This is a genomic window from Trinickia sp., assembly GCF_057351765.1.
In genome coordinates this window covers 42,888-56,110 of the sequence record NZ_JBMRBK010000069.1, presented here as the reverse complement: position 1 = coordinate 56,110, position 13,223 = coordinate 42,888, and the positions used below count along the sequence as shown (strand labels likewise).

Sequence of the window (13,223 nt, the reverse complement as noted above, 5' to 3'; positions counted from 1 at the left end):
AGGCGGGACCGTTTACAATACGCGATTCGGCCTCGCGCGTGCCGTAGAGCGCATGACAAGGGCGGCCATTTTACTCGGTGCGCGGCCACCCTCCACGGCTGCGGCACGTGGCCTTGCACGGGAGACATTCACTGTGGCGATGTACAAACTGGGCGAGCATGGCCCGACCATTCACGAAAGCGTATTCGTCGCCGACACGGCCACCATCGTCGGCCGCGTGACGCTCGAAGAAAATGCCAGCGTCTGGTTCGGCGCGTCGCTACGGGGCGATAACGAGCCCATTCAAGTCGGCGCCGGCACCAACATTCAGGAAGGCGCCGTGCTTCACACCGATCCGGGCTACCCGCTCGTCATCGGCACGAATGCGACGGTCGGGCATCAGGCAATGCTGCACGGCTGCACAGTATGCGATGGCGCCCTCGTCGGCATTCAGGCCGTGGTGCTGAACGGTGCGGTGATCGGCCGCAATTGTCTGGTGGGTGCGGGCGCCGTCGTCACTGAAGGCAAGGTGTTTCCCGAACGCACGCTGATTCTCGGCGCGCCCGCCAAGGTGGTGCGGGAACTCACCGACGAGGAGGTGAGCCGCCTCGCGCAAAATGCCCAGGGCTATATCGAACGCAGGGCGCTCTACAAGGAACAGCTCGTGCGCATCGGTTGATGCAGCGCGAACCAGGCTCGGCCGATATCGACGATCGAAGGAACAGGCTGTGGAAGACCATTTGCAAAAATTCATGTTCAGCACCGCGCCGGTGCGCGGCGAGATCGTCTCGCTGCACAACACCTGGCAGGAAGTGCTGACGCGCCGGCAATACCCCGCTCCCGTGCGCGACATCCTCGGCGAGATGATGGCCGCGTGCGCGCTGCTGTCCGCGAATCTCAAATTCGACGGCACGCTGATCATGCAGATTTTCGGGGACGGCCCGGTGAAAATGCTCGTCGTCCAATGCAGTTCGTCGCTCGCCATGCGCGCCACCGCGAAATTCTCCGCGGAGCTCGAAGCCGAAGCCGCCAAGCGCACGCAGATACCGTTCGCGGATCTGCTCAACGCCAGCGGGCACGGACGGTGTGTCATCACGCTCGACCCGCAGGACCGCCGCCCGGGGCACGAGCCCTATCAGGGCATCGTCCCGTTGAATGGCGAGGCAGGCCCCCTCCAGTCGATGGCCGAAGTGCTCGAACACTATATGCGCCACTCCGAACAGCTCGAAACGCGCCTGTGGCTCGCCGCGAATACCGAGCGGGCGGTGGGGGTGCTGCTGCAGAAACTTCCCGGCGACGGCGGTATCGTGCCGCACGCGGGCGAGCATGACGCCGATACGTGGGAACGCGTGTGCGTGCTCGGCTCGACGCTCTCGCAAGAAGAGCTGTTGAAGGAAGAACCTCAGACGCTTTTCAAGCGCCTTTTCTGGCAGGAGAACGTCCAGCACTTCGCGCCGGCACAGGCACACTTCGCCTGCAGTTGCTCGCGCGAAAAGGTGGGATCGATGCTCAAAATGCTCGGGCGTGAGGAAGTCGACAGCGTCATCGACGAGCACGGTCACATCGAGATCCATTGCGAATACTGCAATCAGCGCTTCGAGTTCGACCCCGTCGATGTCGTGCAGCTCTTTTCGGCCAACGATGTCGCCGTCGGGGTGACGCCGGCCGCATCGCAGCGGCATTGACGGCGGGCCACGGGCCGCGGCACTTTCAGACGGCGCGCCCGGTCGAAGCTTCACTGGCAGCCGCAGAGGGGTTCATCCGATACCCGATACCCGATACACGGATTCACAAGAGGCGGCTTCGCGAGGCCATCATGAAAACGTACATTCAACGCCCATCGATGAAACGAGTCGAAAACGGCCGCACCGTACCGGTGAGACTCGCGCTCATGCTCGCCGCAGCCACGACGCTCGCCGCCTGCGTCGTCGAGCCGCCCCCCGGCCCCATCCTGAGCCGCCTGCCGCCGGACGCTCCAGGCGCGGCATCGCCGGCCCGTCCGCTCACCAGTGCGGAGAAGAAGCGTTACGACGAGATCGACAAACAGGTGTTGAAAGACCAGGACGCCGCGATCGCAGCCGATAACTGGGCTCGCTACTATGCGCCCTACTACGCGCCGTATTACTATCCGGCGCCTACGATCTACGGTGGCTACGTCGGCGGTGGGGGCTTCGGGTACTACAGCCCAGGCGTCTATCCCGGTTGGTGGTGGTAGCGCGCGAATGACGCTTTGCGAACGGCGGTAACGGGCGGCTGACGACGGCTACTGCCGGGTCTTTTCGGCGGCGCGCTTCTTGGCTGATTTTTCTTCTTTGCCGCGCAACTTCGCGCGCGAAACCGGATTGGGCACTACGCTGACGGGCGCGGCCGAGACTTCGCCGCGCGTCGAGGTATTGCTCGCCGCGGCGGGCGCCAGCGCACTTGCCGGCGTATTCGGCGAGACGAACTGCACGAATACTTCGCCGTCCTTGACCATGCCCATTTCATAACGGGCACGCTCCTCGACCGCGGCCGTGCCGCCTTGCAGGTCCTGCACTTCTCCCTCGATGCGCTGATTGCGCACCTTGGCATCGGCATTCTTATGCGCCTGCGCGTCGAGCGCCTCGCGCAGTTCGTGCACGCGCAACCAGCCGCCATGTCCCCACCAGAGCGGATACTGGATCAGCACGAGCAGGACGACGAGAACGACAGTGACGAGCCGCATGCGAGAAAGCGCCGTAAATTCAAAACCGCCCCGCGGCTAGGCACGAGGCGGCGAGCAAAACGATCGTTGACGAAAAACCCTGGATCAACGCAGATTGTAGAACGTCGACTTGCCGGGGTAGCTGGCGATATCGCCGAGATCCTCTTCGATACGCAGCAGTTGGTTGTACTTCGAGATGCGATCGCTGCGCGAGAGCGAACCGGTCTTGATCTGTCCGGCGTTGAGGCCCACTGCGATGTCGGCGATCGTCGAGTCTTCCGTTTCGCCCGAGCGATGAGAAATGACGGCCGTATAACCGGCGCGCTTGGCCATTTCGATGGCGGCGAACGTCTCGGTGAGCGTGCCGATCTGGTTGATCTTGATCAGGATCGAGTTCGCGATGCCCTTTTCGATGCCTTCCTTCAAGATGCGTGTGTTGGTCACGAACAGATCGTCGCCGACCAGCTGAATCTTTTTGCCGAGGCGGTCGGTCAACAGCTTCCAGCCCGCCCAATCGCCCTCGTGCATGCCGTCTTCGATCGACACGATCGGGAATTTGTCGGCGAGCGTGGCGAGATAGTCCGTGAACTCGGCCGACGACAGCTGCAAGCCCTCGCCCGCAAGCTGGTACTTGCCGTCGTGATAGAACTCGCTTGCCGCACAATCGAGCGCCAGCAGCACGTCTTCGCCCGCGCGGTAACCGGCCTTCTCGATGGCCTGAAGAATCGTCGAGAGGCACTCGTCGTTGCTGCCGAAATTCGGGGCGAAACCGCCTTCGTCGCCAACGGCTGTGCTCATGCCGCGATCGGCAAGAATTTTCTTGAGCGCGTGGAACACTTCCGCGCCGCAACGCAGTGCCTCGCGGAACGTCGGCTGGCTCACCGGCACGATCATGAATTCCTGGATATCGAGGCTATTGTTCGCATGCGCGCCGCCGTTGACGATGTTCATCATCGGCACCGGCAGTTGCATCGCGCCCGATCCGCCGAAATAACGGTAAAGCGGCAAGCCCGCTTCCTCGGCCGCAGCCTTGGCCACCGCCATCGAAACGGCCAGCATCGCATTCGCGCCCAAGCGCGACTTGTTATCGGTGCCGTCCAGCTCGAGCAGCGTCTTGTCCAGGAACGCCTGCTCGGACGCATCGAGACCCATGATCGCTTCGGAAATCTCGGTATTGATGTGCTCGACGGCCTTCAGCACGCCCTTGCCGCTATAGCGGCCGGTTTCGCCGTCACGCAGCTCGATGGCCTCGCGCGAACCCGTCGACGCGCCCGACGGCACGGCCGCACGGCCCATCGTGCCCGACTCGAGCAACACATCGCATTCGACGGTCGGGTTGCCTCGCGAATCCAGAATCTCGCGGCCGATGATATCTACGATTGCACTCATGATTTCCTCTAGAAATGAAGTTGAATTCCGCTTCTTCTATCTCGTTTTTGCTTGTTTTTCCCACTGCATCCCGGAGTCGCCGCGCTTGCGAGTCACTTTGCGTGCCGTCGCCGCGCCACGAATCATCCGCGAAGCGTGGGTGTGCGTCAGTTCGTCAGTCGAAGTGGCTCTCGAGCAGTGGCGCACGCTTGACGATGCGATCGAGCGCAACGAGCGTTTCCAGCAGCTCGGCCATCCGCTTGAGCGGCACGGCATTGGGGCCATCGGATAGCGCGCACGCCGGGTCGGGGTGAGTCTCCATGAAAAGCCCGGCCACGCCGACGGCCACCGCCGCGCGCGAGAGCACCGGGACGAATTCGCGCTGACCGCCCGAGCTCGTGCCCTGCCCGCCCGGCAGTTGCACCGAATGCGTCGCATCGAATACGACGGGCGCTCCCGTTTCGCGCATGATGGCGAGCGAGCGCATATCCGAAACGAGGTTGTTGTAGCCGAACGAAACGCCACGCTCGCAGGCCATGAAGCGATCTTCCGAAAGCCCGGCCTCGCGCGCCGCGTCACGGGCCTTCTCGATCACATTTTTCATGTCGTGCGGCGCGAGAAACTGCCCTTTCTTGATATTGACGGGCTTGCCCGAGCGCGCGCAGGCGTGAATGAAATCGGTCTGGCGGCACAGAAACGCCGGAGTTTGCAGCACGTCGACAACGGACGCGACCGACTCGATTTCCTCGATCGAATGCACGTCCGTCAACACGGGCACGTTCAGTTGCCGCTTTACTTCGCCGAGGATGCGCAGGCCTTCGTCCATTCCGAGCCCGCGAAACGATTTGCCCGAACTGCGGTTGGCCTTGTCATACGACGATTTGTAGATGAACGGTACGCCAAGTCCAGCGCAGATTTCCTTGAGCGCGCCTGCCGTATCGATCGTCATCTGCTCCGATTCGACGACGCAGGTTCCCGCAATCAGAAAAAACGGCTTGTCGAGGCCAATCTCGAAACCGGCGAGCTTCATACCTTCTCCCCGAGTCGCGCGAGATGGCACGCACGGGCCGCTTCGACGAACGCCTTGAACAGAGGATGTCCGTCACGCGGTGTCGACGTGAATTCGGGGTGGAACTGCACACCGACGAACCACGGGTGCATTTCGCGCGGCAGTTCCATCATCTCGGGCAGATCTTCGCTGGGCGTACGCGCGCTGATGACGAGCCCGCCCGCCTCGAGTTGAGGGACATAGCGGTTGTTGACTTCATAGCGATGGCGATGCCGTTCGTTGACATCCTTGCCGTAAATCGCTTCGGCCATCGTGCCGGGCTTGACGGGGCAACGCTGCGAGCCGAGGCGCATCGTACCGCCCAAGTCCGATCCCTCGTTACGCTTCTCGACGCGACCCTCGCGGTCATACCACTCGGTGATGAGCGCCACGACGCGATGCGGCGTGGCCGGATCGAACTCGGTACTGTTCGCATCCTTCATGCCGACGACATCGCGCGCGAATTCGATGACCGCGAGCTGCATGCCGAGGCAGATGCCCAGGTACGGCACCTTGGCCTCACGCGCGTGACGGATCGCCGCGATTTTGCCTTCGGTGCCGCGGCGACCAAAGCCGCCCGGAACGAGAATGGCATCGAGATGCGCGAGGCTCGCGACACCTTCTTGCTCGATCTGCTCCGAATCGATGTATTCGATGTTGACCTTCGTCGACGTATGGACCGATGCATGACGCAGCGCCTCGATCAGCGATTTGTACGATTCGGTCAGATCGACGTACTTGCCGACCATGCCGATCGTCACCTCGTGACGCGGGTGCTCGAGCTTCTCGACGATATCGGCCCACAGCGTGAGATCGGCGGGCTTGGGCGAGAGCTTGAGCTCGTCGCAAATGATCGTGTCGAGCCCCTGATCGTGCAGCATCTGCGGAATTTTGTAGATGCTGTCGACATCCCAGACCGAGATCACCGCGTCTTCGGGCACGTTCGAGAACAACGAAATCTTTTTCGATTCGTCATCGGGAATCTGGCGATCCGCACGGCACAGCAGCACGTGCGGCAAGATGCCGATTTCGCGCAGCTTTTGCACGCTGTGCTGCGTGGGCTTGGTCTTCAATTCGCCGGCTGTCGCGATGTAAGGCACGAGCGTCAGATGCACGAAGCAAGCACTGTTGCGTCCGAGACGCAGGCTCATCTGCCGCGCGGCTTCGAGAAACGGCAGCGATTCGATATCGCCGACCGTGCCGCCGATTTCGACGATGGCCACGTCGGGCTCGCCGCAGGTGGCCGACGCCGCGCCGCGCTCGATGAACGCCTGAATTTCATTCGTGATGTGCGGAATGACCTGTACGGTCTTGCCGAGATAATCGCCACGGCGTTCCTTGCGGATCACCGATTCGTAGATCTGGCCCGTCGTGAAGTTGTTCGCCCGGCGCATCTTCGTGCTGATGAAGCGCTCGTAGTGCCCGAGATCGAGATCGGTCTCGGCGCCATCCTCGGTCACGAACACCTCGCCGTGCTGAAACGGACTCATGGTGCCCGGGTCGACGTTGATGTAGGGATCGAGTTTGAGGAGGGTGACTTTGAGACCGCGCGACTCGAGGATCGCGGCGAGAGAGGCGGCGGCAATGCCCTTGCCAAGGGACGACACTACGCCGCCGGTGACGAAAACATATTTAGTCATCGCTGGATGCTCGCGGGAAAAACGGATTATACCGTAAAGGTTCGCGCGCTCAGCGTGCCGAGGAGCGCGCGGCGCTCCCCGCGTGCTTATCCAGCCTCACGCAGCGAGCGCAGCACCCGCTGCACCGCGCGCGCCGTCTCGATCGGCTTTTCCATGGGAAAAAGATGCGTGCCCTCGATCCATTCGAGACGCCCCCGCGTTGCGCGACGCGTCGCTTCGAGGCCGACTTGGCGCACCTCCTTCGAATGCGTGCCCGCAATGAAGCCGACGGGCACCGGCGAGCCGTGCGCGAGACGCGCACCGAGCGTGCGCGGCAGTGTCCTGTAGATCAGGTACTCGATCTGCCGATCGAACGCGAGCGCGCGCGTACCGTCCACGGCCGTCTGCGGAATGCCGAAGTCGACATAGTCGGACAAGACCCGCTCGTCCCAGCGTGCAAATGCAGGCTTCGCGTGGAAATGACGCCAGGCTTCCTCCCGGCTCGCCCAGTGGGTGCGGCGGTTGCGCGTGGCGGCCGCTGGCGAGAGCCGCTCGTCGAGGCCCGTCCATTGCGACACGCGCAGCACGCTCGCACGCCAGCCCGCGACGACGGGCGAATCGAGCATCAGTACACCGCGCACGCAATGCGGACGCTTGAGCGCCGCCATCAGCGATACATAGCCGCCCAGCGAATGGCCGACGAGCCATACCGGTGCCTCGTATCGCCGATCGATGTCGGCGAGCAGTTCGTCGACGAGATGCGGCCAGTCGCTCGTGACCGGAAAAAGCGGATCGTGCCCGATGCGCTCGACGTAGCGGATCTCGTAGTCGTCGGAGAGCTCGGCAAACATCGTCCGGTAGATCGGTGCCGGAAAACCGTTCGCGTGCGAAAAGTGAATGATGTCTTTCAAGCGCCGCTGCCTCCGTCGTTATCCGCCGCCGTTGCCTGCCACCGCCCGCTCGTGCCTGGTCATGCCGGCGCTACCCCGCCGCGCCGCGAGGCCCGCTGTCCATCCGATCCATCCAATATCGTCGATGCGTATCGCGATAGCGCTCGAGCGTCGGCACGCCGGCATCGAGCTCCACGCGCACCGCACCGTCGCGATCGGTTCTCGCGAGCTCGATGCCGCGCCCCGCAAAGCGCGCCCACACACTCGGATGCGGATGGCCGAAGCGGTTGCGATAGCCTACCTGAAATATCGCGATGCGCGGCCTTACCGAATCGAGGAAAGGTTCGGTCGACGACGTGCGGCTGCCGTGGTGGGCCACGAGCAATACATCGGCCCGCAGCGCTGGCTGGGCGCGCAGGCGCAAGGTCTTTTCGATGGACGCATCGATGTCGCCGGTCAACAGCGCCACGAAGCCCGGCGCCTCGATCCGCAATACACAGGAGTGCGCGTTCGATTTGCTCGGCAAGGGGCCTGCGTCGGGCCACAGGACTGAAAACTCGACGCCGTCCCATCGCCAGCGCTGCCCCGAAGCGCAGCGCCGGCCCTGCGCATCGGCCGCCTGCGCCAGCGCCCATAGGCGATTCGACGTCGGCAAGCCGCCGAGCAATTGGCGCACGGGCACCGCATCGAGTACTGCCGGCGCGCCCCCGGCGTGATCGGCGTCGCCGTGGCTCAGCACGAGCGCGTCGAGCGTGGGCACACCATTGGCGACGAGAGATGGCACGACGATGCGCTCGCCGGCACTCGTCGACTCGGGGCCCGGCCCGGCGTCGAAAAGCAGCGCGTGCCGTGCCGTTTCGACGAGGATCGCCGCACCTTGGCCGACATCGAGGGCCGTCAGCCTGAACGTGCCGGGCGCCGGCGCGGGCGGCGGCAGCGCCAGAGGCAGCCACGCCAAGGGAGCGGCAAACCGGATCGGCCAGCCCCGCGGCATCAAGCACCACAGAACGCCCACGGCGGCCGACGCCATTGCCCATGTCGAGGGCCGCGCGAGCCGCCACTCGGCCCATTCATACGCCGACAGCCTGGCCAGGAGCCGCATGAGCGGTGCGAGAAGCGTGTGGGCCAGCTCGAATGCGGCCGCGTCGAGCGGTGCGGGCAACACCACGGCGACGAGCACGACCGGCGTGACGACGAGGCTCACCCAAGGCACGGCGAACGCGTTGGCGAGCGGTCCCGCCAGCGAGATTTGCGAAAACCAGAACGCGGTCAACGGCGCGAGCCCGATCGTCACGGCGTATTGCGCGCGCGCCGCGCCAACCAGGCTTCCGCCCAGTCGTCGCGAAGCCATGCGCCATCGGTCGCGCCATGACGCGCGCCGCTCGCTGCCGGGCTGCAACGGATCGTCGATCTCGGGCGTGTCGAGCTCGCGATCGCCAGGGCGCCGCAAATGGAACTGCATCGCCAGCGCGATGACGGCGACCGCGCCAAACGAGAGCCAGAAGCCGGGTGCGATCACGGCCCAAGGATCGGCGGCGAGCACGAGCACCGCAGCCCACGCCAGCACGAGCGACGACGCGATATTGCGTCCGAGCGCCGCGGCGGCGCTGACGACGACGAGCATCCACAACGCCCGCTGCGCGGGCACGTTGAACCCTGCAAGCGCGGCATAGCCGGTTGCGCACAGCGTGCCGGTCAGCGCAGCCGCAACAGGCGCAGGCACGATGAGCGGCCATTCGCGCCGGCCGCGACGCGCGAGCCACACGCCGAAACCGCATGAGCGGCGCCAGAGCCATGCGGCCAATGCGGCACTCGCGCCGGCCACGAAGCCGATATGCAGCCCGGAGATCGCGACGAGGTGGCTCGTCCCGGTGCGGCGCAATATCGTGCGGTCCGCCGCGTCGATCGCCTCCTGCGCCCCGATCGCCAGCGCCTTGACGATGCCAAGGTGCGGCGCCCCGGCGAGGGCCGTATCGACGCGGGCGGCCAGCATGAAACGCCAACGGTCGACGCGTGCCGCGAGAGTGCCCGCACGGCCGGGCTCCAGGCGCGCGGTCGACGGCTCGACGACATAACCGGTTGCGCGCACCCCGCGTGCGAACAGTGCGGCCTCGCCATCGCGACCGTTGAAGTTCGCATTGCGATGCGGCCGCTTCAAGCGCACGGTCAAACGCCAACGCGCACCGGGGACGAGTTCGGGCACCTGGCCGCCGGCGCGTTCCGACCAACTGAGCTGAACGAGAGACGGAAAATCGTCGATGCCCAACCTGCTGCGGACATCGACGACGTCGACCGAAAACAAGAAGCGCACAAGGCCGGGTTCATGCGCCGGCAGCCCGCGGATGGCGCCGCTCAGCATCAGCTCGCGCCCCTCCCAATGCGGCGGCAAAGCCTCGCGCAAACGCCACTCGGCGCGCAACGCGGCGTAGCCATGGCCTATCAGCGCGGCCGCCAATGCGAGTGCGCCCCAGCGGCTCACTGGATGGCGCCGGCTCCATCGCACCGCGCGAGCGCACCATGTCGGTTCATCTTCGCCCGTGCCAGCCAGCCGAGGGATCGCCCCCAGGAGAAACCATCCGAGCGCGGCCAGGCCCACGAGTGCGCCGAGAGTCCATGCGAACCCGCCGGGCAGATCCGCGCGCTGCTGCAACGTAGCGATGCCGAGCACGAACCCGCAGAGCACCATCCGCATCCCGCCCCTCCTTTCGCAAGCGCCGAAAACGTGGCGCATTGGAACGAGCGATTATGGGTGGCGCGGTTGGAGTCGAGGCAATGCGGCGTAAGCGTTGGCCGTCGTGCCTAAGGCCAATCGGTCGATGTCGAGGCCGCGCAGCTCGGCGATGATCGCGCCGATGCGCGCGGTCTGATCCGGCGTATTGCGCCCTTTGTAGCGCCACGCGGGCGCGATATCGGGCGCGTCGGTTTCGACGACGATGGCTTCGAGCGGCAGCTCGGTGGCGAGCCGGCGAATCTGACGCGCCCGCTCGAAGGTGACGTTGCCGCCGAATCCGAGACGCATGCCTTGCTCGATGAAGGCGTGCGCCTGCTGAAAGCTGCCGTTGAAAGCATGCGCGATGCCGCATTTCACGCCGCTGCGGCGCAGCCCTTTCAGTACGAGGTCCTGCGATTTGCGCACGTGGCAAATGACGGGTAGATCGAACGCGCGAGCGAGCCGCAGTTGCGCTTCGTAGAAAAACCGCTGGCGCTCGTCGTCGAGCCCGGGCACGAAGTAATCGAGGCCGATTTCACCGATGCCGACGAAGCGTGGATCGGCGAGGCTCGTCTCGATCTCCCGCCGCAGAATGACGAGATCGTCCTCGCGCGCTTCTCGCGTGAACAGAGGATGAATGCCGAGCGCGTAGGCACCGCCCTCGATTTGCCGGGCCAGCCGCCGTACGGTTTCAAAATTGCCTGCGGCCACGGCCGGAATCACGATCCGCGAGACGCCCGCGTCGTGCGCCGCCCCCGCTACCGCCTCGCGGTCAGCGTCGAATTCGGCTGCATCGAGATGACAGTGCGTATCGATCCACATGACGGGCGGGCCGCGATATCGATGAGGCCCGGCTCAGACCGGCACCGTTGGATCTTCGTGCAGCACGCCGTCGCGCAGCCGCAGCGTGCGATCGCAGCGCGCCGCGAGATCGTGATCGTGCGTGACGATGACGAAGCTCGTTTGGAGCTTCTCCGAGAGCTCGAGCATCAGGTTGAAGACCGTATCGGCCGTGCCGCCGTCCAGGTTGCCGGTCGGCTCGTCCGCCAGGACGCAGGCCGGCTCGGTGACGAGCGCGCGCGCGATCGCCACGCGCTGGCGCTCGCCGCCCGACAGCTCGCCGGGCCGGTGTTGTGCCCGATGCGCGAGCCCGACGCGTTCCAGCATGCGCATCGCTTCGCGTCTCGCGTCGGCGCTCGTGAGCCGGCGAATGCGAAGCGGCATCGCGACGTTGTCGAGCGCGCTGAATTCGGGCAACAGATGATGGAACTGATAGACGAAGCCCAGGGCGCGATTGCGCAAGTCGTTGCGCTCGCGCTCCGCCAGTTGCGTGAAGGGCTTGCCGAGCAGCGACACGTGTCCGGCGCTCGGCTCGTCGAGCCCGCCCAGCACATGCAGCAGCGTGCTCTTGCCGGAGCCCGAGGCGCCGACGATTGCGAGCTTCTCTCCGCGCCGCACCGATAGGTTCGCGCCCGTGAGCACCGGGACATTCAAGCCGCCTTGCACGAACGTTTTCGAGATTCCGGTTGCCTCGAGCACGCTTTCCGCCACAACGGCCGGACCTGTCGCCGCGCCTCGACCGATCATGAGTTCACTCATAGCGCAGCGCCTCCGCGGGCCGGACCTTCGCGCCACGCCAGCTCGGATAGAGCGTAGCGAGCGATGACAGCACGAATGCAATCACGCCGATCCGGAAGACGTCTGCGGGTACGAGCTCGGACGGCAGCTCGCTGATGAAATAGACGGACGGAGGCAAAAACTGCACGCCGAGCAGATGCTCGATCATCGGCACGAGCCACGGGATGCTCCAGGCGATGAGCGTACCGAGCGCCACACCGGTTGCCGTACCCGCGAAGCCGATCGTCATGCCCTGCACGACGAAGATCTTCATGATCGAGCCCGGCTGCGCGCCGAGCGTGCGCAATATTGCGATATCGGCCTGCTTGTTCGTGACGGTCATGACGAGCGACGATACGAGATTGAACGCCGCGACCGCGATGATGAGCGTCAGGATGATGAACATCATGCGCTTCTCGATCTTGACCGCCGAGAACCAGGTCTTGTTCTGCTGCGTCCAATCGCGAATGTACAACTCGCCCGACAAGCTGCGCGCGAGCTCGTGCGCCACACGCGGTGCCTGCTGCATGTCCTTCAGGCGCAGCCTGACACCGGTGGGCGCCGTGAGCCGGAACAGCGCCTCGGCATCCCGGATGTTCACGAGGGCGAGCGTGCTGTCGTATTCGTAATGCCCGGACTGGAACACGCCCGCCACGGTGAACTGCTTGAGCCGCGGCAACATGCCGGCCGGCGTGATCGATCCTTCCGGCGCGACGAGCGTGATCTTGTCGCCGACCGTCACACCGAGCCCGTCGGCCAGATCGGCGCCGAGCACGATATTGAACTGGCCGGGGGCGAGATCCGTGAGGCGTCCCGCTTTCATTTCCTTGCCGATGTCCGATACCTGGGGCTCGAGCGAAGGCTCGACGCCGCGCAGGGCCACGCCGCTCACCGCGTCGCCGCGCGTGAGCAGCGCCTGCGCATCGACATAAGGCGCGGCGCCGATCACCTCCGGATTGCGGCGTGCTTCCTGGGCCGTCAACTGCCAGTCGGGCATCGCACCGTTCGGAGAAAAAATCTGCACGTGCGCGAGCACCGAGAGCATCCGGTCGCGCACTTCCTTCTGAAAGCCGTTCATGACGGAGAGCACGACGATCAGTGCGGCGACCCCGAGCGCGATGCCCGACATCGACACCAGCGCGATGAACGAGATAAAACCGTTGCCCGTCGTACGTTTGCCGGCGCGCGTGTAGCGCCAGCCGATTTGCCATTCGTAAGGGAGTTTCAAGCGAGTCCTTAAATCCGTTGCGCATCGGCATCGCATGCGACGCAATGGACGTGCCGCAGCGCGCGCACTGCCGATCAAGGG

The 13,223-nt window shown here is 64.8% G+C and carries 12 protein-coding genes; 3 read left to right on the top strand and 9 right to left on the bottom strand.

Annotated elements, in window-relative coordinates:
- Positions 1 to 133: 133 nt before the first annotated feature.
- From ACO1XS_RS18530 to ACO1XS_RS18520, 3 genes are all read left to right on the top strand, one after another.
- The gene (locus ACO1XS_RS18530; RefSeq protein ID WP_331570805.1) at positions 134 to 658 is read left to right on the top strand and encodes a gamma carbonic anhydrase family protein; all 525 of its coding nucleotides are present in this window, start codon (positions 134 to 136) and stop codon (positions 656 to 658) included.
- A gap of 49 nt (positions 659 to 707) precedes the next feature.
- Entirely contained in the window at positions 708 to 1,664 is a 957-nt protein-coding gene (gene hslO, locus ACO1XS_RS18525; RefSeq protein WP_486391361.1) for an Hsp33 family molecular chaperone HslO, read from the top strand.
- 206 nt (positions 1,665 to 1,870) lie between these two features.
- Positions 1,871 to 2,194 (top strand): hypothetical protein, encoded by a 324-nt coding sequence (locus ACO1XS_RS18520; RefSeq protein ID WP_486391409.1) that lies wholly within the window; start codon positions 1,871 to 1,873, stop codon positions 2,192 to 2,194.
- 48 nt (positions 2,195 to 2,242) lie between these two features.
- Here the strand turns inward: ACO1XS_RS18520 and ftsB are convergent, their stop codons facing one another.
- The 9 genes from ftsB to ACO1XS_RS18475 form a co-directional block, all read right to left on the bottom strand.
- On the bottom strand, positions 2,243 to 2,683 hold the full coding sequence (gene ftsB / locus ACO1XS_RS18515; protein ID WP_331570801.1) for a cell division protein FtsB: 441 nt from the start codon (positions 2,681 to 2,683) through the stop codon (positions 2,243 to 2,245).
- 84 nt (positions 2,684 to 2,767) lie between these two features.
- Entirely contained in the window at positions 2,768 to 4,051 is a 1,284-nt protein-coding gene (gene eno, locus ACO1XS_RS18510) for a phosphopyruvate hydratase (protein ID WP_173255444.1), read from the bottom strand.
- 154 nt (positions 4,052 to 4,205) lie between these two features.
- Positions 4,206 to 5,060, bottom strand: a complete 855-nt coding sequence (gene kdsA / locus ACO1XS_RS18505; protein WP_331570799.1) for a 3-deoxy-8-phosphooctulonate synthase — start codon at positions 5,058 to 5,060, stop codon at positions 4,206 to 4,208.
- Positions 5,057 to 6,718 carry a CTP synthase gene (pyrG, locus tag ACO1XS_RS18500; protein ID WP_331570797.1) on the bottom strand — a complete coding sequence of 554 codons (1,662 nt, stop codon included), beginning with the start codon at positions 6,716 to 6,718 and terminating at the stop codon, positions 5,057 to 5,059. Before pyrG ends, kdsA begins: the two co-directional genes overlap by 4 nt.
- A gap of 86 nt (positions 6,719 to 6,804) precedes the next feature.
- A complete protein-coding gene (locus ACO1XS_RS18495) occupies positions 6,805 to 7,608 on the bottom strand; it encodes an alpha/beta fold hydrolase (protein ID WP_331570795.1) in 804 nt (267 codons plus the stop codon).
- Between the two features lie 70 nt (positions 7,609 to 7,678).
- Positions 7,679 to 10,279, bottom strand: coding sequence for a DNA internalization-related competence protein ComEC/Rec2 (locus ACO1XS_RS18490; RefSeq protein ID WP_486391360.1), 2,601 nt, complete (start codon positions 10,277 to 10,279; stop codon positions 7,679 to 7,681).
- Positions 10,280 to 10,330: 51 nt separating this feature from the next.
- On the bottom strand, positions 10,331 to 11,119 hold the full coding sequence (locus tag ACO1XS_RS18485) for a TatD family hydrolase (protein ID WP_486391359.1): 789 nt from the start codon (positions 11,117 to 11,119) through the stop codon (positions 10,331 to 10,333).
- A gap of 33 nt (positions 11,120 to 11,152) precedes the next feature.
- Positions 11,153 to 11,896: a lipoprotein-releasing ABC transporter ATP-binding protein LolD gene (gene lolD / locus ACO1XS_RS18480; RefSeq protein WP_331570789.1), complete on the bottom strand. Its 744-nt coding sequence runs from the start codon at positions 11,894 to 11,896 to the stop codon at positions 11,153 to 11,155.
- Entirely contained in the window at positions 11,889 to 13,142 is a 1,254-nt protein-coding gene (locus ACO1XS_RS18475; RefSeq protein ID WP_486391358.1) for a lipoprotein-releasing ABC transporter permease subunit, read from the bottom strand. Before ACO1XS_RS18475 ends, lolD begins: the two co-directional genes overlap by 8 nt.
- Positions 13,143 to 13,223 lie beyond the last annotated feature (81 nt).

Coding starts and splice junctions, on each gene's coding strand:
- lolD (WP_331570789.1), bottom strand. CDS start 11,896: ATGAGTGAACTCATGATCGGTCGAGGCGCGGCGACAGGTCCGGCCGTT.
- ACO1XS_RS18485 (WP_486391359.1), bottom strand. CDS start 11,119: ATGTGGATCGATACGCACTGTCATCTCGATGCAGCCGAATTCGACGCT.
- ACO1XS_RS18490 (WP_486391360.1), bottom strand. CDS start 10,279: ATGCGGATGGTGCTCTGCGGGTTCGTGCTCGGCATCGCTACGTTGCAG.
- pyrG (WP_331570797.1), bottom strand. CDS start 6,718: ATGACTAAATATGTTTTCGTCACCGGCGGCGTAGTGTCGTCCCTTGGC.
- kdsA (WP_331570799.1), bottom strand. CDS start 5,060: ATGAAGCTCGCCGGTTTCGAGATTGGCCTCGACAAGCCGTTTTTTCTG.
- ACO1XS_RS18520 (WP_486391409.1), top strand. CDS start 1,871: ATGCTCGCCGCAGCCACGACGCTCGCCGCCTGCGTCGTCGAGCCGCCC.
- eno (WP_173255444.1), bottom strand. CDS start 4,051: ATGAGTGCAATCGTAGATATCATCGGCCGCGAGATTCTGGATTCGCGA.
- ftsB (WP_331570801.1), bottom strand. CDS start 2,683: ATGCGGCTCGTCACTGTCGTTCTCGTCGTCCTGCTCGTGCTGATCCAG.